Below are 17877 nucleotides of genomic sequence, written 5' to 3'. Positions count from 1 at the left end.
TTGCAATTACTGGATACAACTCGGATGATCAGTCGCGCCCGAAGCCAAGATCACGCAGAACTCGATCCTGATTTCTCCAGTCCTTTTTCACTTTGACCCACAGATCCATGAAAATTTTGGAGCCAAGCAAGTTTTGAATGTCATGTCGAGCTCGTTTACCCACTTCTTTCAGAAGGGCACCCTGCTTCCCGATAATGATCCCTTTTTGGGAATCCCGTTCCACAAAAATGACAGCTGAGATATAAACGACACCATTATCCTGCACTTTCATATCTTCGATCGTTACAGCAATGGAGTGAGGCACTTCTTCACGAGTCATTTGCAGAATTTTCTCACGAATCAACTCGGCACATACAAACTGCTCCGGATGGTCAGTAACTTGGTCATCAGGATAGTACTGTGGACCTTCTGGCAAATACTTGCCGAGCTGTTCCAGTAATGTGCTGACATTATTGCCATGCTTGGCAGACACAGGCACAATTTCAGCGAAATCGTGTAATTTGCGATACTCTTCAATAAGTGGTAACAGCGCTTCCGGCTCAATTTTGTCAATTTTGTTCATGACGAGAATGACAGGCGTACGGATATTTTTCAGCTGTTCCGCAATATAGCGGTCACCACCGCCCATTCCTTCGGAAGCATCAATCAAGAATAAGGCTGCTTCTACTTCACTCAGTGTGTTCAAAGCGGTCTGGTTCATATAATCGCCTAATTTGGACTGACGTTTATGAATCCCTGGTGTATCCAGAAAAACGATCTGTTGATTGTCCGATGTATATACACCGTGAATTTTATTACGGGTTGTTTGCGGCTTGTCCGACATAATTGCAATTTTCTGTCCGATGACTTGGTTCATCAAAGTGGATTTACCAACGTTTGGACGTCCGATAATGGCTACAAAACCGGATTTGAATTTTTGTTTTTTCATATGTTCCTCCTCAGGCGCCTAGGCCTGGAATGTATTGGTTTATTTTTTGGCAGAATTCAGATCAGAAGGCCCAAAAGCCCAAGGTAACAGTTCAGCAACGGTGGTCTCTTGCAGATCACCTTTCAAATTCCCCAAGATGACTTTCATATCGGGTTCACACAGTTCGTACATGACCTGACGACATACGCCACATGGAGCAATCGGACCATCCGTGTCTCCCACAATGGCAATCGCTGCGAAGCTGCGAGGCTTCTGCCCACCTGCAATGGCACTAAACATCGCTGTACGCTCAGCACAGTTACCTGGTGTATACGCAGCATTCTCAATATTACAACCATGATGCACATGACCTTCACTGTCAAGCAAAGCCGCGCCAACACCAAAATGGGAGTAAGGCGTATACGCCTTCGTACGTGCCTTAATTGCTTCTTGCATTAACAAACCGTTATCCATTAATATTCTCTCCCTTAGGGTGCAATATAAAATCAAACTAGTGCATTTACACTGGACACTCCGCTGTCAGAACAACCTTCCGAGCGCTGTTATCCCCAGATTTTTTTAATCCCTTTTAATAAGGGAAAATCCGGGGATAAAGGCGCACACTCCGTTTCTTCAGGTTTCTTCTGACCTCTCCGTTATCGTGTTTGCATCAAGTAAATTTATATTAGTGTGTAGTATTAAAATCAAATCAAAACGAATCAAAACAAAGTTAAAACAAAATCAATACAAACCGAGCCAGCTCATCACCGGCTTAATGAAAACGATACAACCGATGATGACGGCGAATACCGCAGCCAGCAAAACTGCCCCGGCCGCGGTATCCTTTGCCGCTTTTGCCAGCGGATGGATATGGGGGTGTGCCAAGTCAACCGCTGCCTCTACAGCCGTGTTCATCAATTCAGTCACCAGGACCAAAAAGACAGCGGTCAGCACAAACATCCAATCCGTTCTTGAGATTCTGAAAAAAAAGCCGGCTACACACATCAAAATAGCCACTCCCGTGTGAACTCTCACATTACGCTGAGTCCGCAACCCATATGCGATTCCTTCCGCAGCATTGCGGAATACCAGACCCCAGGAGCGTCTTTTCATTATCGTGTCAACCCGGCCTGGGCCAATACCGCTTCTTGTTTGCCCATCATTTCAGCCTCACTTGCTTCATCCTGATGGTCGTATCCAAGCAGGTGCAAGAAACCATGGACAAACAGAAAACCAAGTTCACGTTCAAATGAGTGTCCATACTCTTCACTTTGCAGGATGGTCCGTGGTACGGAAATGATGATGTCTCCAAGAACATCCGGCATTTCTTCCATTTCTTCATCTTCGTCCAGCTCATAGATAATATCTAGTTCTTCATCCACCGTTTCGTTCATCGCAAAAGACAGTACATCCGTAGGACGGTCAATGCCGCGATAATCACGGTTCAACTCATGAATCTGCTCATCGTTTACAAAAGTCAGAGCCACTTCCCCGTCTGCAACACCTTCCGCTTCTCCTGCGAGATTCAGCAATTGTTCCAGCATTGCAATCATCGGTTCTGTAATTTCTTTATCCTGTTGTTCATTATTCCATGCCAGATTAAGACTCATTCCTTCATAACTCCTATCTACTAATATTAGTGGTTGTTCAAAAAGCCCGCTTTTGATTACGAATGATGCCTAAGGGCATCATCAGCATCGAAGATGGAATTCAGCCGAAATGTCCGTTGCTCACGTAGTTTTCCCTACGCTCCGCTACTCCATTTCTAACTTCATCCCATCTTCTCGGTACTGAAAACCAACCTTTTTGAACACGAACTATTATTGAATTAGCCTGCTTCGGGTGAAGTTGGCTTTGGTTTCTTGATCTCCTCCGGATATTCTATCCTGGAGTGGAAGATACCCATCACCGTTTCCTTCAATGTTCTGGCAACGATATCCAGTTCACGCATCGTAAGGTCACAATCATTAAATTGATGATCATCCAATCGTCCTTTAATAATCTTCTCAATCATGGACTCCACTTGCTCCACTGTCGGTTTGCGCAAAGATCTCACAGCAGCCTCTACACTATCAGCAATGCCAACAATAGCCGATTCCTTGGACTGAGCCTTCGGCCCAGGGTAACGGAAATCTTCTTCCGTGAAATCAGGTTCTACGCCTGCTTCTTCAGCCTGACGCAGTGCTTTGTGATAGAAATAGTGGAGAAATGTCGTGCCGTGATGCTGTTCCGCAATATCCCGAATAGGTCTGGGCAACTTATAATCCTTCTGCATTTCCACCCCATCGCGCGCATGGGCAACGATAATGGATTTGCTCAGTTTCGGATCAATTGAATCATGTGGATTCTCCATATTGTTCTGATTTTCAATAAAATAGATGGGGCGCTTCGTCTTGCCAATATCATGATAATACGAACCGACTCGGCATAGCAATCCGTTAGCTCCTATGGCTTCTGCTGCTGCTTCGGACAGATTCCCTACCATAACGCTGTGATGATAGGTACCCGGTGTCTCCGTCAGCAACTTACGAAGAAGCGGATGGTTCGGATTAGACAGTTCCACCAGTTTGAGCGCTGACAAGATGCCAAATGAAGTTTCAAAAAATGGCATCAGCCCAATGACCAGTATGGCAGTTAATACGCCACCCGCAAATGCAAATCCAACACCGTACAGTGTCGTGGTTCGATTCCAATCGCCCGAGTCAATCAAAGCCAAGGTGAAGACGGCTATGGACCCGAACAGACAGACCATAATAGCCCCTTTCAGGATCGTTGATCGCTGGCTAGCCTTATGAGTTGCGAAGATCGCAACAAATGAAACCAATACAGCGAAGAAACCTAATTCGAAGTCAAAAAGTTGACCCTGATGCGTATTCAAAATGATGCTGGACAACATACCGATCAATATCGAACATACAAAGGCAAGCGAGGTATCCAGTAACAAGGCAATTAACATCGCTCCTACCGCAACAGGTGCAAGGAAGCCAACATAAGACCTCTCATTGGTCTGGATAATCGCCGTCACATGCATAACCACAATCGTAATAATAAAAATGAGAACAAGCATCAACAGCTGCGCATTATTATATTTGAAATGTGTTCCGCTGCCTTGCTGAATATACATCAGAATGGCTGCTGACAACAGGCAGGAAAACATAAGAAGTCCAAGCTGTGGCCAGTAGTTCACTTCATTTTTCAGCAAATCATTCTCATCCAGCAAAGTATACATCTCCGGTGTGATCATCTCACCCTTGGCAACTAATGTGTCCCCTTGCTTGATAAAGACAGTTTGCGTGTTCTCACGCGCCTGAACTTTCGCTTCCTTGGTTCCCTCTTCATCATAGAAGCGGTTCGCGGTCACCACGAGGCGAGCAAGCTCTTGCACAACCTCACGTTGCGTGCGCTTACCAAGAGAGCTGACACTCACCATCTCAGCTACTTTGGCACGGGCAGTGGTTGCATCGCTGATCTGATCCGTCATTAACCGGGCAACAATATCCCTCGCAACCGGTTTCATCTCCTGGATATCATCCGATGTCAGACGTGAGATTTTGATGTAAGTTTCTTCGGGAATACGGTAGCTTTGCTCCTGTACCACATTTCTGATTTCTTCCAAAAGAGTCTCGGAGTATGTACCGGCTTTCCGATTATTATTGATATAGTTGGTCACAAAGTCCTTCTGGCGCTGCGGAATTTCATCCCGATATATATCAATCTTGTCCTGACTTGAAATCTGATCATCCTGATTTAATCGATCTACACGATCAAGCAGGGTAGTCATCAAATTTTCGTTTCGCAACTGGACAATCTGAAATATGGGCTGTACCCGTTCAGCAGCTTCTTCCTGTGCTTTGAGTGTGGCCTTGTTATTCGGAATCTGCATGGGCGCAGCAATGTCCACTTCACTCCGTGTACCTTCCTGAATATCATATCGCTCAGGGAGCAGCTTGGAAGCCAGACTCACGTAGAAAAGAATCACCAGAAACAAAAACAGAAGATAGCGTGCCCACACGCTATACTTCCATCCTGTAGCCTTATTCTGAAAAGATTTGCCTTTTGACGGTTCCTTCGAGGTCACTTTAGACAATCCCTTTCTATGCTTGATTTTCTGCGGCGTGGTTGTAAGCCACGATAATTTTCTGGACAAGGGAATGCCGTACAACATCTTGCTCGGCAAAATAGACAAATCCAATCTCGTTAACTTCATTCAAGATCGTATTCGCTTCCACAAGCCCGGATTTCTTACCACGCGGTAAATCAATCTGTGTCACGTCTCCGGTGATGACCATTTTGGAGCCAAAACCAAGACGGGTTAGAAACATCTTCATCTGTTCCGGCGTTGTGTTCTGTGCTTCGTCCAGAATGATGAAGGAGTCATCCAGCGTACGCCCCCGCATGTAGGCGAGTGGCGCGATTTCGATTAACCCTCGCTCCAGTGCCTTAGCGGTCTGTTCCTGTCCCATAACGTCATATAGGGCATCGTACAGCGGTCTCAGATAAGGGTCTACCTTCTCCTGAAGATCACCTGGCAAAAATCCAAGACTCTCTCCCGCTTCAACAGCAGGCCGTGTGAGTACAATCCGTTTGACGCTGCCTTCTTTAATTGCGGCAACAGCCAGTACAACAGCAAGGTAGGTTTTACCCGTACCGGCAGGACCAATGCCAAATACAATATCACGTTTTTTAATTGTAGTTACATAGTGCTTCTGTCCAATGGTTTTAACACGGATTGGTTTACCTCGGTATGTCGTTGTAATCTCGCCCTTGAACAGATCCAATAGCTGGTCTGCCCGCATATCCTTGGCAAGTTCAATCGCATACTTCACATCTCTCTCGGTTAACACATATCCATTGCGTATCAATTGCAGTAACACATCAAATAATTGTTCAAGCGATTCCACCTGCTGTGCGTTGCCAAAAATCACAATCTCCGCTTCACGGGATGCAATCTGGGCGGGAATCTCGGATTCAATCAGTTTAAGAAAAGTATCTTGGGGTCCAAAAAGAGATTGGCCCTCTCCCGCACTCTGGAGCGAGATTTGTATGCTGCGTGTTTGCTCTGACAAATATCCTCATTCTCCTTGACTATGGACTAGCGGAAGTTCTTCCGCAATGCTTTCTTCTACTTCAAATAAGACTTTCATATAAACTTTACCATTCTCTTTCTTCTCATGCAAAATTTTTTCACTTATAATTTTTGTTCCTTTGCCGTTTTTGGCGGTAATATCGTTCCTTGCTCCTTCCAATCCTTTCGTTCTGGCCCATTCTATCGTCTGTTGTTGCTCATGCTCTCGGGTCTCCAGATCTTTCTCTGTCAGCCAACCCATGGGAAGTGTAAAGGATCGCCACGTTAATGGTTTATGATTACTCTCGGTATCAAATGAACTGAACGGTGTACTTCCGTACCCCCACAGTTGAATCGCCCAATTCCCCAGCACCATGTAAAAACGTTCTTTGCTCTCACCTGTCATTGTATTATGTTTTTGCACCAGCGGAACCTCTACCTGATACTCACGCCATACCAGACCACGAACTTCGCCTTTGGCAACGATGGTTTTGGTGTTCTCCTCATCCCCGAGAATCCCCGAGATCAATACCTGACCCTTTTTGACACGCATGTCCTTCTGAACAACAGGGCGTCCCTGCTCCGCATAGATTTGAGTGACCACAGCATCTGACTTACTGATCAGATGCCTGGGATTCAGCAATGGTTCGCGCTTTGGTTGCGCCGATTCTACGACCTGAATGGTAATGGTTGTCCCTTCTTTGCTCACGCCAATCCAGGTTACATCCGGCAGAGCGAGTGCAAGCTGCCTGGAGAGCTTGTCTTGGCTTTGCAAACGGAACCCCCATTGCAAAGGATATATGCCCTCTTTCTTCGCTGCTGCAAGCACCTCGTCGGTGGGAATGGTGACGTTACCCTTGACCTCCACACTCCATACCATGGACGACAACGCAAACAAAGCTGCCACAAAAAACAGCATACCCCCAAGAAAGAACTTCCTCCGCAATAATCGGGCCGCAAAAAAAGGGAAACCGCTGCGATGGGTTACTTTCACCCTGCAGCCTGTCCGTTTCAACACAGGACGCAACCTGAAAAAATGCGGCAGCAGAATGTTCATCTCTGCCACGCGTCCATCGTGAGCACGCAGGTTCCACACTTCCAGTCCCTGCTCTGCCACCGTGTTGATCAATGTTTCAATGTCTCCCCCAGTGACCGTGATTCGGACTGCTCCCCGCAGTTTGTACAGACTGGGCTGCTTCATCCCTTCCCCTCCACTCCATTCATATGAATATCCAGAATCGTTCCTTCAACAGCTACTTCATCCGGCAAAATGTTACGTATCACCAAGGCAGTTCCTTTGATCTCTAACTGGCCTTGGGAAAGAGCCAACACGATACGATCCGGCGTGAAATGGATGACACCGCGATGATTCTCTATATACAGTTGCTTACTGCCGATCAGGGTTAACCGTGGCATATCATAAAGCACATCCTGCGGCAGATCCAACACTTCACTGGTCCATCTGCGCAGCTTGCGGCTGATCCGGGTCATTCGAAGGTCTTCCCCCTTCCTCTACAGTTCAACTTATGCGCAGATTCATGAAATTATGAAAATTCCGGGGCGTGTTAGGGACGAATGTTGAGAAAAAAGGATAGAACACAGAAAAAGCCGTCTCCGGCGGCTTTATGCTCACCAGAGACGGCTTTATTTCCGTCCAATAAATTGACTTGTTTACAGTTTTCCTCTTGTACCAAACGGTTGCCTGGAACGAGGGGAACCCAGTACTTCTGCCCACAGGACACCTGTACGAATATCAGCAGGACGAAGTGGAGACGCTCCCGATTCATCGGTGCTGGTCTCATCCCAACTGGAATCAGACACAACTGGCCGATTCGCAGAAGAGATGCGATTCAAGCGTTCTTCAATCAAGCGCTGCTGTTCTTCCATGCCTCTCATCTGTTCCTCAAGTGAATTTGCCATCGCACTCATCGTGCCCTCACTTCTGTAGTCAGTTGCGGGGCGAGAAGATGCAGCAGGCTCCGAATACGGCTCATCATACTGATTCTCATATTGCACGTCATCATACCGATCGTCATACTGTTCATCATAGCGAGGGTCTGTAGGTCCGGAAGACTGCTGCGGAGATGAATTGTCTCTTGAACGTTCATCCCGGCCTGAATCACCACTGCCTCCAAATGTAGGCATCCCGTTGGCAGGACGCTTTTTGTTCGGATCAGCCGATTTGGCAGCTTTCCCCAAGAAGGAGAAGAGTGCAAAACCGATGACGGCCACAATATACAGATTATCAAAAATCCATTCAAATAGGCCCATATGCACTCACCGCCTATCTTCCGTTTTTGGAATCACCCTGATCGTTGGAATTCGAACCTTCACCAGGTTTTCCCAATGTATTACGCATTTGAGTATCCGCTTCAATGTTCTTCAGGTTCATATAATCCATCACACCGATTTTACCGTTACGAAGTGCCTCAGCCATTGCCAAAGGTACTTGGGATTCGGATTCAACAACGCGTGCTCTCATTTCCACTACGCGTGCTTTCATCTCTTGCTCTTGGGCTACGGCCATTGCGCGACGCTCTTCGGCTTTTGCCTGAGCGATACGTTTGTCAGCTTCTGCTTGCTCTGTTTGCAAGAAGGCACCAATGTTCTTACCTACATCAACGTCAGCAATATCAATGGACAGGATTTCAAAAGCAGTACCTGCATCCAAACCTTTGGACAATACGGTTCGGGAGATCAGATCCGGATTTTCCAAGACGTCTTTGTGAGAATTGGAGGAGCCGTTTGTACTTACGATACCTTCACCAACACGGGCGATGATCGTTTCTTCACCAGCACCACCGACGAGACGGTCAATATTGGCACGAACCGTAACCCGTGCTCTAACTTTAACTTCAATACCATCTTTGGCAACCGCAGAGACAATCGGTGTTTCGATAACTCGTGGGTTAACACTCATCTGTACGGCTTGTAATACGTCACGACCTGCGAGGTCAATCGCAGCAGCACGTTCAAATTCGAGTGGAATGTTGGCACGTTGTGCAGCAATCAGAGCGTTTACAACACGGTCAACGTTACCACCGGCCAAGAAGTGACTTTCCAGTTGGTTCATTGAAAGTTTAAGACCAGCTTTAGTTGCTTTAATCATTGGATTAACGATACGGCTAGGCGTTACACGTCTCAGTCTCATCGCTACCAGTGTAATAATACTTACGCGTACGCCGGATGCAATCGCTGAAACCCAGAGCATAACCGGGAAAAAGCTGAAGAATACGCTCAATACGATAATACCTACTACCGCAATGAGCAAAATCGTAATCATAGATGTGTCCATTTAATTTCCTCCATTTGCAATTTGAATTTGATAAAAATATTTGAGAATACACTCTTGAGTCCGCTGCTAAATGAAAGAATGCACCACCTTGCTGGCAGCTTCAGCTACGTGGTTATGTACATTGCCGAAGCGTTAATCCGCTTCGACAACAGAGCGAGTTACACCGGCAAAGCTTGCTGAACCACAATCCGGGTACCTTCCGCTTTAATCACAATAATCGGAGTATCGATGGGAATAAAATCTCCGTCGGTCACAACGTCAATTCGTTCCCCTTCAAACATCGCTGTTCCAGAAGGACGAAGTGGTGTCAGACTGATTCCTTGCAGACCAACCAGCTCTTTACGTTCTGTGGCTGATGAATAACCCCGATCCGCAGACATGCTATCACTCAGTATGAAGCGATTCCATATCCCTCGATCCTTAAAGATAATTGAGATGATCGCAATGACTACCAGTGCTGCTCCAAAAGCGATACCTAGAGATACAAATGCATCACTCGTATCATAAGCAGCCCTTACAACACCGGCCACAAGCGCAATTGATCCCAAAATCCCCAGAATACCAAAGCTCGGAATAAACATCTCCAGAATCATCATGATGAGTCCAACGGTAAATAGCACCCATGTCTCTGCTCCGGCAAATCCAGCAATGTAATTACCCGAGAAATACAACACGAAACACACGATACCTACAATACCAGGAACTCCAAAACCAGGAACAATCAATTCAATGATCACACCCGCGATTCCGAGGAACAATAACACAGTCATCACAACCGGATTGGTAAGAAAAGAGGAGATATTCTCCGCTGTTGTTCGTTCTACCTTAAATACGTCATCCTGACTGTAACCGAGCCAAGCTGCCGCTTCTTCCGGTGTGTTGCTGATGTGGTCGGCATAACCAACTTTCAGCGCTTCTTCAGCCGAGAGAGCAATAATTTCACCTTTTTGCTTGGTTTTATTGATCTCTGGCATTTCAACAACGATGTTAACATCCGTCATTCCAGCTGCAATCTTGCCATCACGACCACTGATTTCAGCCGCTCCCTGCATTTTGCTTTTCCAGAATGCAACAAGCTTTGGATCATCAACATGTTTACCCGTACTGTCGACCATTGCTGCCGCACCAATCATACTGCCTGGTGACATTACGATCTTATCTGCATTCAGAGCCAGAAAACTCCCTGCTGAAGCAGCATCTCCACGAACAAATGCAACAGTCTCAATCGGACTGTCCTTAATTAGGGTACCCAATGCTTCTGCAGTGTCGACACGGCCTCCCGGCGTATTGATATCAAGAACGATCAGGCCAGCATTCATCTCTTCTGCTTGCTTGAACCCGCGTTCCATGAACTTGCCAAGTCCCTGCTCGATTGGTTTATCAACCGGAATAATATATACGGCACCACTCTTCTCAGCTGCATGCGCTGACGGTGATCCAATCCAGACAGGAAGCAACAGCGTCAGCAGCATTAAGAGCATCAATGGCCCCGTAAGCTTCTTCCGGCGCTTTCCCTTCACAATAGTCCCCCCTTTTCCATTAATGTTATACTGTCCAGCTTATGGTATTTATTACGTGCAATGCAACATTTCGTTTCAAAATCTTAAAATTATATTTGAAAACTCAATCAATTGCAAGAATAAAAATCCATAATAATATATATTAACCATTAAAAAGAAATTTCGTCATCCCAAGGACATGATGCCTTCTGATAAATGGAAAAAACACCTCCTGACAAGTCAGAAGGTGTTTATTGATTTGCTTTATTGCAGAAATTGTTGAACTGCTTGATTTACCAGTTTGCCGTCCGCTTTGCCTTTAACTTTCGGCATAAGGGCCGCCATGACTTTCCCCATCTCGGCTTTCGAAGAAGCACCGGTTTCCTGGATGGTCTGCTGTACAATAACTTTAATTTCTTCTTCGGTAAGCTGTGTGGGAAGGTACTGGATGAGTACTTCAATTTCCGCTTTTGCATTTGCCGCGAGATCTTCACGGCCCGCTTTGTCAAATTCTTGGAGGGCATCTTTGCGCTGTTTGATTTCACGACTCAGGATATCAAGCACTTCGTTGTCATCCAAATCTCTTTTCAAATCTATTTCAAGATTCTTGATCGTCGAACGAATCAACCGAATGTTGGAGAGTCTGAACTTGTCCTTACTCTTCATCGCTTGCTTCATATCTTCGTTCAATCGTTCGCTAAGATTCATGTAATTAAAATCCTCCTAAAACTTTCTCTTACGAGCAGCCTCGGACTTTTTCTTGCGCTTTACGCTTGGCTTCTCATAATGCTTACGTTTCTTCACCTCAGCCAATACGCCATCTTTAGCGATGGAGCGTTTAAAACGACGAAGTGCAGCATCAATAGTCTCGTTTTTGCGAACTTTAGTTTCAGACACCAGTTTTCCCTCCCTCCGACCAGACCGTCCAAGAGCAATAACACGGTTCATCATCTTACATTATAGGCGAAAGATAATAAAGGTGTCAACCTCAATGTAATGATCACTTATTTGAATCCATTTTATAACTCAAAGGTATTATGAAATGGATTCATTATATAAGCATTTGGTCACACATTCATGGATTTAATGCATATGACTAAATCCTCAATAGTAGTACCCATCAGCTCGTTTATTTGTGAGAATCGGACAGACTTGTTAACACGCCAAGTCTGGTACCACCCAACAAGTGGTAATGCAGATGATGAACGGTTTGTTCTCCATCCTTACCACAATTGTTGATTAATCGATATCCTGTTTCCTCCACGCCAAGACGCTTCGCCGCTTCTTGAGCAGCCAGATGAATCTCGCCGATCAATGGCAGATCTTCTGCAGTAACTTCATTCATGGAAGCAATATGTTTCTTCGGAATGACAAGAACATGTGTCGGTGCAGCGGGCTGGATGTCATGAAAAACGATAACATGGTCATTCTCCAGTACTTTATTGGAGGGAATGCTGCCCTCTACAATTTTGCAAAATAAGCAATCCATAGTTCATACCCTCCTTTGTATTCCAGTGTATGTATTCCCCTCTATCATACTAAAAGTAAAAACCCACGTCCAATCTTTAGACACACAACCAGGTATTCTAGGTCAACTCTCCATCTATCATCGAGCCGAACACTATACAACATTGGATTGTATACCAAGCTCTTTTATCGAAATATGGTTTTATCACGCACTTTTCCCAATTAAACAAATATGTATGGTTAATGACACACAAAAGGAGATTGGTTAATTTGACCGTTTATCAACATGTGCAGGAACTTATAGGTAATACACCTCTGCTTGAATTAACTCGTTATCCATTACCGGAAGGAATCCGCCTGTTCGCCAAACTGGAATTCATGAATCCCGGAGGAAGTGTGAAAGACCGGATCGGCAAGTTTTTATTGGAGAAGGCCTTGGCAAGAGGAGATGTTAAGCCAGGTGGAACAGTGATTGAAGCTACCGCTGGCAACACAGGAATTGGTCTTGCAATGGCGGCTGTAGGCCTGAATTTAAAGGTCATTTTCACGGTACCTCAGAAGTTCAGCTTTGAGAAGCAGCAGTTGATGAAAGCCCTCGGTGCTACGGTCGTCAACACACCCACATCCGAAGGAATCACTGGTGCCATACGCAAGGCGGAATCGCTGGCGAAAGAAATACCGGGTTCGTATATTCCAGGTCAGTTCTCCAATGCGGATAACCCACTCGCACATTATGAACATCTGGGCCCTGAGATTTGGCGTGATCTGAACGGGCAGGTGGATGTATATATCGCCGGAGCCGGGTCTGGCGGAACTTTCATGGGAGTATCTCGCTATTTGAAGGAGCAAAAACCGTTAATTAAAACATGTATCGTAGAACCCGAAGGTTCGATACTCGCAGGAGGTCCATCGGGACCACATCGTACAGAAGGAATAGGGGTCGAAACGTTATCTTCTTTTATGGATGTGAGTTACTTTGATGCCATTCATACGATCTCAGATGAAGATGCCTTTGAGCGGGTAAAGGATCTGGCCTTGTTGGAAGGCTTACTGGTAGGAAGTTCCTCAGGTGCAGCTATGCAAGCCGCATTAAACGAAGCTGTTCACGCAGCTCCCGGAAGTAACATCGTCGTTATTTTCCCGGATAGCAGCGAACGGTATTTAAGCCAAAATATCTATAATGGAGGACAATGAAATGAGACCAAAAACCAAGCTGATTCATGCAGGTATTGTTGGTGATCCAAACACTGGAGCAGTGAGTGTACCGATCTATCAAGTAAGCACGTATGAGCAAGAATCGGTTGGCGTACACAAAGGATACGAGTATTCACGAACAGGCAACCCTACCCGTCATGCGTTGGAAGAAGTCATTAAAGAGCTGGAGGATGGCGTTCGAGGTTTTGCTTTTAGTTCGGGCATGGCTGCGATTCACGCTGTACTGTCTCTGCTGAAAACTGGAGATCACGTCATTCTGACGGATGATGTATACGGCGGGACTTACCGTATTTTCACCAAGGTGCTGAGTCGTCTGGGGATCGAGTCTACCTTTGTAGATACTACCTCACCACAAGCACTGGAAAAGGCTTTGCAATCCAATACAAAGGCCATTTATGTAGAAACACCTACCAATCCGTTACTCAAGGTCACCGATATTGCTGCTGTAGCGAAATGGTCAAAACAACATGAGTTGCTGTTCATCGTGGATAACACGTTTAGTACACCTTATTGGCAAACTCCGCTGGTTCTTGGGGCAGATATTGTACTGCATTCTGCAACAAAATATATCGGTGGGCATAGTGATGTCGTGGCAGGACTTGCGGTTGTCAACAGCGAGCAACTTGGTGAAGATCTGCATTTTATTCAAAATGCAATTGGCGCAGTTCTGGGACCTATGGATTCCTGGCTGTTAATGCGAGGTCTTAAAACATTGGGATTGCGGATGGAAGCGCAAGAGCGCAATACAGAGCAGCTTGTGACATTTCTGAATCAGCATCCAACAGTGAGTAAAGTTTATTATCCCGGACTGCCCGACCATCCGCAGCACAAGCTTGCTTCCATGCAAGCGAGAGGATATGGCGGTATGGTTTCCTTTGATGTAGGCAGTGCTGAAAAAGTAGATGACGTGTTAAGCAAAGTCCGTTATTTCACATTGGCTGAAAGTCTAGGCGCGGTGGAAAGTTTAATCTCTGTACCTGCCCGAATGACGCATGCCTCCATTCCTTATGAACGTCGGCAAGAATTGGGGATCACGGATGGTTTGATTCGGATCTCCGTTGGGATCGAGGATGTTGAAGATTTACTTGAGGATTTGAAATCTGCATTAAGTTAAGGGCATTTTGAAGTCCGTGCTGGCTGATACTTGCGAATGGGTAGTTGACCATTCTCTAAGGAACACAGGACGTCTCATTTGGCGTTCAGGCGCTAATTTGAAATTATAAGGAACATCAGGCACGTTATTTCCCGAAATAACTCAAAAAAATGCTGAAAGCGGCTGTTTATTCGGTTATAACGTGTATCAGATTCCTTAAAATTCTGAGGACGCTTCAAAGCCTTGAATAAGATGCCTCAGATTCGTCAGCGCTCACATCATGCTCCGCTCCTCCAATCGTGGCAAGAGAACAGCATGGATTCCACCCGAAGCGAAGCTTTTTATCGGGATAGAGAATTAAAGCTTTTCGGTGTCTTGATCGTAAGCTTGCACATAGGACGTTCTCGCATATTCAGGATGCAGTACACCGATTGCTGCTGCGGACGTTCAGGCCAGGTCTGCTTTCAGTAGTTAAATACACGTTATGTGCCATCCGTTCATCATCGACCTTACACTAATTAGATTCAAAAAAAGGTCATGCCTTACAGAAGTTCGCTTCTGCACAGGCATGACCTTTTTAGATATTCGGTATGTTGCCAGTTGTATTGCAAAGACTGTTGCGATACATCAGGCTGAGACTCTGTATGTGATAAGACCTCTCTAATTCATGCTGTACGGTACCATGAATGAAACATCCATCCTCAGCTAGTTATTTTCGAGGATTTTCATAGGATGCCCATAGGGTACATAAGAATGTGTCACTTGCAGTTATGACTGTTTTTTCTAATCTCAATAGTACGGTAAAAGGGTTAACGCTGTAAGCGCAAATAACGGGAGCACCAGTCGGTTAAAACGTCTACGGCCATAACCATAATACGGATAAGGTGTAGGGTAGCCGTAACCTGGATAAAATCCGCGAGTATGACCTATCGGATAGTTTGCTCCAGGCATTGCATTTGGAGCCCAGTTCGCATGATTCACCATGGCTTCCGGTCCAACGGGAACAGCCAGGTAGATCATTTCGTCATCCACATTTTCCATAATGCCATCGTAGTGCATACCGTCATTCATCTGTACACATACATAACGGTGCATGTGTTCTTTGCATATTTTCTTCGCTTCCACTTTTTCCACTTGCCAACGCCTCCCTGATTCTGCTCTTGATCACCTTTTCATGGTATTCAGAACTGGGCGAATTGACACTACTGATGAGAAAACACAAAAAAGAAGCACCCCGTGAGCGGCTTCCTTGGAAGTCTGCTGCGCGGACATCTATTCAGGAAACGTCCTGATCAGATGTCCGCCGGGGTACTTAAATAAAGTTTGTCGGCTTAACTGTAGTATAACAGTGGGATGAACCTGTATCTGTGATGTAACTCACTCCGCTAAGTTATAAAAGCAGGAAAAGAAATATTTTCACAAAAATAATATTACGTAATAGTGCATGTTTAAAAAGGGCGGTTTTCAGTACCAAAAAGACGGGATAAAGCTAGAAATGGAGTAGCGGAGCATAGATAGAACTACGTGAGCAACCGTAATGTTTCCGAAGGAAACAACCTTCGTAAGCCCCTACTTATTTCAGCTGAATTCCATATTCGATGTTGATGATGCCGCTAGGCACCATTCGTAATCAAAAGCGGACTTTTTGAACAACCTCTAATATTCATTTTGCTTGGACTATTAGAGGCGCTTCTATGATCTATATTGCTTACACATTGCCCTCTACAGAGTCTCCAAGACCACACGTGAGCCGTTTCCGGCCTCACCTGCCGGAATCACCACAAGTTTGCGCGGCAAGCGTGCACGCAGTTCAGGCACGTGACTGATGACACCAACAGCCAATCGATCGTCATGCAATTTTTCCAGAGACGTAATGACGGTATCCAACAGTTCAGGGTCAAGGGTACCAAACCCTTCATCCAGGAAGAAGAATTGAAGTGGGTACTGACCTCGCAGTTGAATCTGGGCCGACAGTGCCAAGGCCAGTGACAACGAAGTCAAAAATGTCTCGCCACCTGACAACGTTGATACCGGTCGTTTGACTCCCCCGTTGGCATCATCACAGATCACAAAACCACCACCGGAATCCACCTCCAGTGAATAACGCTGTTTGGTCAGGAAGCGCAGACGCTGAGATGCCGCATGACTAACCTGCATCAGTTGTTCCTCCGCAATATACTCAACAAAAGCATTGCCTCTGAACGCGGATTGCAGCTTGCTGAGCAGTTCGCCTTGACGGCTTACCTCCACCCGCTTGTTCTCCAGTTCGGTCCAGCGAACATGTCGCTGCTCCACATCCTCCAAATCACGTTCTGCACGTGCTTTGGCACGAAGGGCAGCCTCGTCCTCAATTCGGACCTGCTGCAAACGTTCGGTGCAGGCTAACCACTGTTCCTCCGATACGACAGCACCACCCAGCTTTTGTTCCAGTTCACGCAACTGGGATGCCAGTTCACGCTCACGTTCCCGGTGCTGCTGGATCTCCCCTGCCAGTCGCTCTGCTTCCTGTGCAGGAATTGCCGCGGATACAACAGCATCATCTGAGTCAAATGGAGATTGTTCCAGCAATTGCTTCCACCGTTCCTGTGCTTGTTGCAGATGTTCTGTGGCCGAGGCGGCTGCCTGCTGTGCCATGACGTCTTTCTTGGCTGATTCCTGCTTCAGCGTGTCCGCTTCTTTGAAGCGTTGTGCCGAGTCCGAAGCTGTTTTCCGCAGTCCATCCAGACGAGCCTGAGCCGCAGTAATCAGATCTTCTACCCGTTGCTCCCCAACCCACTGGCGCAAGCGTTCTTCCTTCTCGGCCAGCTGTTTGCTATTGCCCTGCCACTCCGTTTGCCACTGAATCAGTTGTTTGTCCAATTCAACCAGTTTCTGCTGGAGAGATTGAATGATTTGGTCTTTTTCCTCAAGGAACGTCACGCTTTTGTTCAGACGTTCCTTGATGTCTTCGGCGCGCGCATCGCGCTCCTGCATCGCCTGATAGAGGGCCTTGGCCTCCTCCTGAGCGATGCCGGGCAGTTCCGAGGCCCAGCGGCTCTGCAAGGCAGCCGCTGCGGCCTCGCTCTCGGCCAGCTTGCGCTCCGCCTGGGCGAGCCCGGCACGGCCGGCCTCTTGCGCAGCTGCCGCTTCCATGCGGCGCTGCTGCGCGCCCACAGCCGCCTGCTGCAACGCGGCGGCTTCGGCCTGGAGCGGCGCTGCTGCGCCAGCCAGCGCCTGCGCGGCTTCGCGCAGCGCAGCGGCACGCGATGCCCAGCCTGCCGGGGGCCGCCCGTGTTCGGGCGACCCGGCGGGCTCGGGCTCCGCTGCCGCAGGCGCGGCCTCGGCTGCGGCAGGAGC

18 protein-coding genes are annotated in these 17877 nt (G+C 46.8%); 2 read left to right on the top strand and 16 right to left on the bottom strand.

Annotated elements, in window-relative coordinates; translation table 11 throughout:
* Positions 1–28: 28 nt before the first annotated feature.
* The 14 genes from era to C161_RS29580 form a co-directional block, all read right to left on the bottom strand.
* A complete protein-coding gene (gene era, locus C161_RS29645) occupies positions 29–928 on the bottom strand; it encodes a GTPase Era (RefSeq protein ID WP_017687248.1) in 900 nt (299 codons plus the stop codon).
* Between the two features lie 39 nt (positions 929–967).
* On the bottom strand, positions 968–1381 hold the full coding sequence (locus C161_RS29640; RefSeq protein WP_036674805.1) for a cytidine deaminase: 414 nt from the start codon (positions 1379–1381) through the stop codon (positions 968–970).
* A 267-nt stretch (positions 1382–1648) separates the two neighbouring features.
* Positions 1649–2020: a diacylglycerol kinase family protein gene (locus C161_RS29635; protein ID WP_017687246.1), complete on the bottom strand. Its 372-nt coding sequence runs from the start codon at positions 2018–2020 to the stop codon at positions 1649–1651.
* Entirely contained in the window at positions 2020–2517 is a 498-nt protein-coding gene (ybeY, locus tag C161_RS29630) for an rRNA maturation RNase YbeY (RefSeq protein WP_036674804.1), read from the bottom strand. Before ybeY ends, C161_RS29635 begins: the two co-directional genes overlap by 1 nt.
* A 218-nt stretch (positions 2518–2735) precedes the next feature.
* Complete coding sequence (locus tag C161_RS29625; RefSeq protein ID WP_036674803.1) at positions 2736–4985, bottom strand: HD family phosphohydrolase; 2250 nt, start codon at positions 4983–4985, stop codon at positions 2736–2738.
* Positions 4986–5001: 16 nt separating this feature from the next.
* Positions 5002–5973: a PhoH family protein gene (locus tag C161_RS29620; protein WP_017687243.1), complete on the bottom strand. Its 972-nt coding sequence runs from the start codon at positions 5971–5973 to the stop codon at positions 5002–5004.
* A 6-nt stretch (positions 5974–5979) separates the two neighbouring features.
* A complete protein-coding gene (gene yqfD, locus C161_RS29615) occupies positions 5980–7173 on the bottom strand; it encodes a sporulation protein YqfD (protein ID WP_036674802.1) in 1194 nt (397 codons plus the stop codon).
* Positions 7170–7463: a sporulation protein YqfC gene (gene yqfC, locus C161_RS29610; protein WP_036674801.1), complete on the bottom strand. Its 294-nt coding sequence runs from the start codon at positions 7461–7463 to the stop codon at positions 7170–7172. The genes yqfD and yqfC overlap by 4 nt, the downstream gene beginning before the upstream one ends.
* 180 nt (positions 7464–7643) lie before the next feature.
* Positions 7644–8243 carry a hypothetical protein gene (locus tag C161_RS29605; RefSeq protein WP_036674800.1) on the bottom strand — a complete coding sequence of 200 codons (600 nt, stop codon included), beginning with the start codon at positions 8241–8243 and terminating at the stop codon, positions 7644–7646.
* Between the two features lie 13 nt (positions 8244–8256).
* Positions 8257–9267 (bottom strand): flotillin-like protein FloA, encoded by a 1011-nt coding sequence (gene floA / locus C161_RS29600; RefSeq protein WP_036615045.1) that lies wholly within the window; start codon positions 9265–9267, stop codon positions 8257–8259.
* Between the two features lie 158 nt (positions 9268–9425).
* A complete protein-coding gene (locus tag C161_RS29595; protein ID WP_051450046.1) occupies positions 9426–10748 on the bottom strand; it encodes an NfeD family protein in 1323 nt (440 codons plus the stop codon).
* A gap of 282 nt (positions 10749–11030) precedes the next feature.
* Positions 11031–11474 carry a GatB/YqeY domain-containing protein gene (locus tag C161_RS29590; RefSeq protein WP_017687237.1) on the bottom strand — a complete coding sequence of 148 codons (444 nt, stop codon included), beginning with the start codon at positions 11472–11474 and terminating at the stop codon, positions 11031–11033.
* 15 nt (positions 11475–11489) lie between these two features.
* Positions 11490–11663: a 30S ribosomal protein S21 gene (gene rpsU / locus C161_RS29585; RefSeq protein ID WP_005547957.1), complete on the bottom strand. Its 174-nt coding sequence runs from the start codon at positions 11661–11663 to the stop codon at positions 11490–11492.
* A 232-nt stretch (positions 11664–11895) separates the two neighbouring features.
* A complete protein-coding gene (locus C161_RS29580; RefSeq protein ID WP_024628477.1) occupies positions 11896–12255 on the bottom strand; it encodes a histidine triad nucleotide-binding protein in 360 nt (119 codons plus the stop codon).
* Positions 12256–12503: 248 nt separating this feature from the next.
* Here C161_RS29580 and C161_RS29575 point away from each other — a divergent pair, with 248 nt between their 5' ends.
* Both C161_RS29575 and C161_RS29570 read left to right on the top strand, forming a co-directional pair.
* Positions 12504–13427: a PLP-dependent cysteine synthase family protein gene (locus C161_RS29575; protein WP_036674798.1), complete on the top strand. Its 924-nt coding sequence runs from the start codon at positions 12504–12506 to the stop codon at positions 13425–13427.
* 1 nt (position 13428) lies between these two features.
* On the top strand, positions 13429–14562 hold the full coding sequence (locus tag C161_RS29570) for a bifunctional cystathionine gamma-lyase/homocysteine desulfhydrase (protein ID WP_036674797.1): 1134 nt from the start codon (positions 13429–13431) through the stop codon (positions 14560–14562).
* A gap of 768 nt (positions 14563–15330) precedes the next feature.
* Here the strand turns inward: C161_RS29570 and C161_RS29565 are convergent.
* Together C161_RS29565 and C161_RS29560 are read right to left on the bottom strand one after the other, a co-directional pair.
* Complete coding sequence (locus C161_RS29565; RefSeq protein WP_036674796.1) at positions 15331–15675, bottom strand: hypothetical protein; 345 nt, start codon at positions 15673–15675, stop codon at positions 15331–15333.
* A 588-nt stretch (positions 15676–16263) separates the two neighbouring features.
* On the bottom strand, positions 16264–17877 hold a 1614-nt coding region (locus C161_RS29560; RefSeq protein WP_036674795.1), incomplete at its 5' end, for an SbcC/MukB-like Walker B domain-containing protein.

Source organism: Paenibacillus sp. FSL R5-192 (assembly GCF_000517845.1).
Taxonomy (GTDB): Bacteria; Bacillota; Bacilli; order Paenibacillales; family Paenibacillaceae; genus Paenibacillus; species Paenibacillus amylolyticus.
The sequence above is the reverse complement of the archived record's forward strand: the minus strand, read 5'-3'. Positions and strand labels throughout refer to the sequence as shown.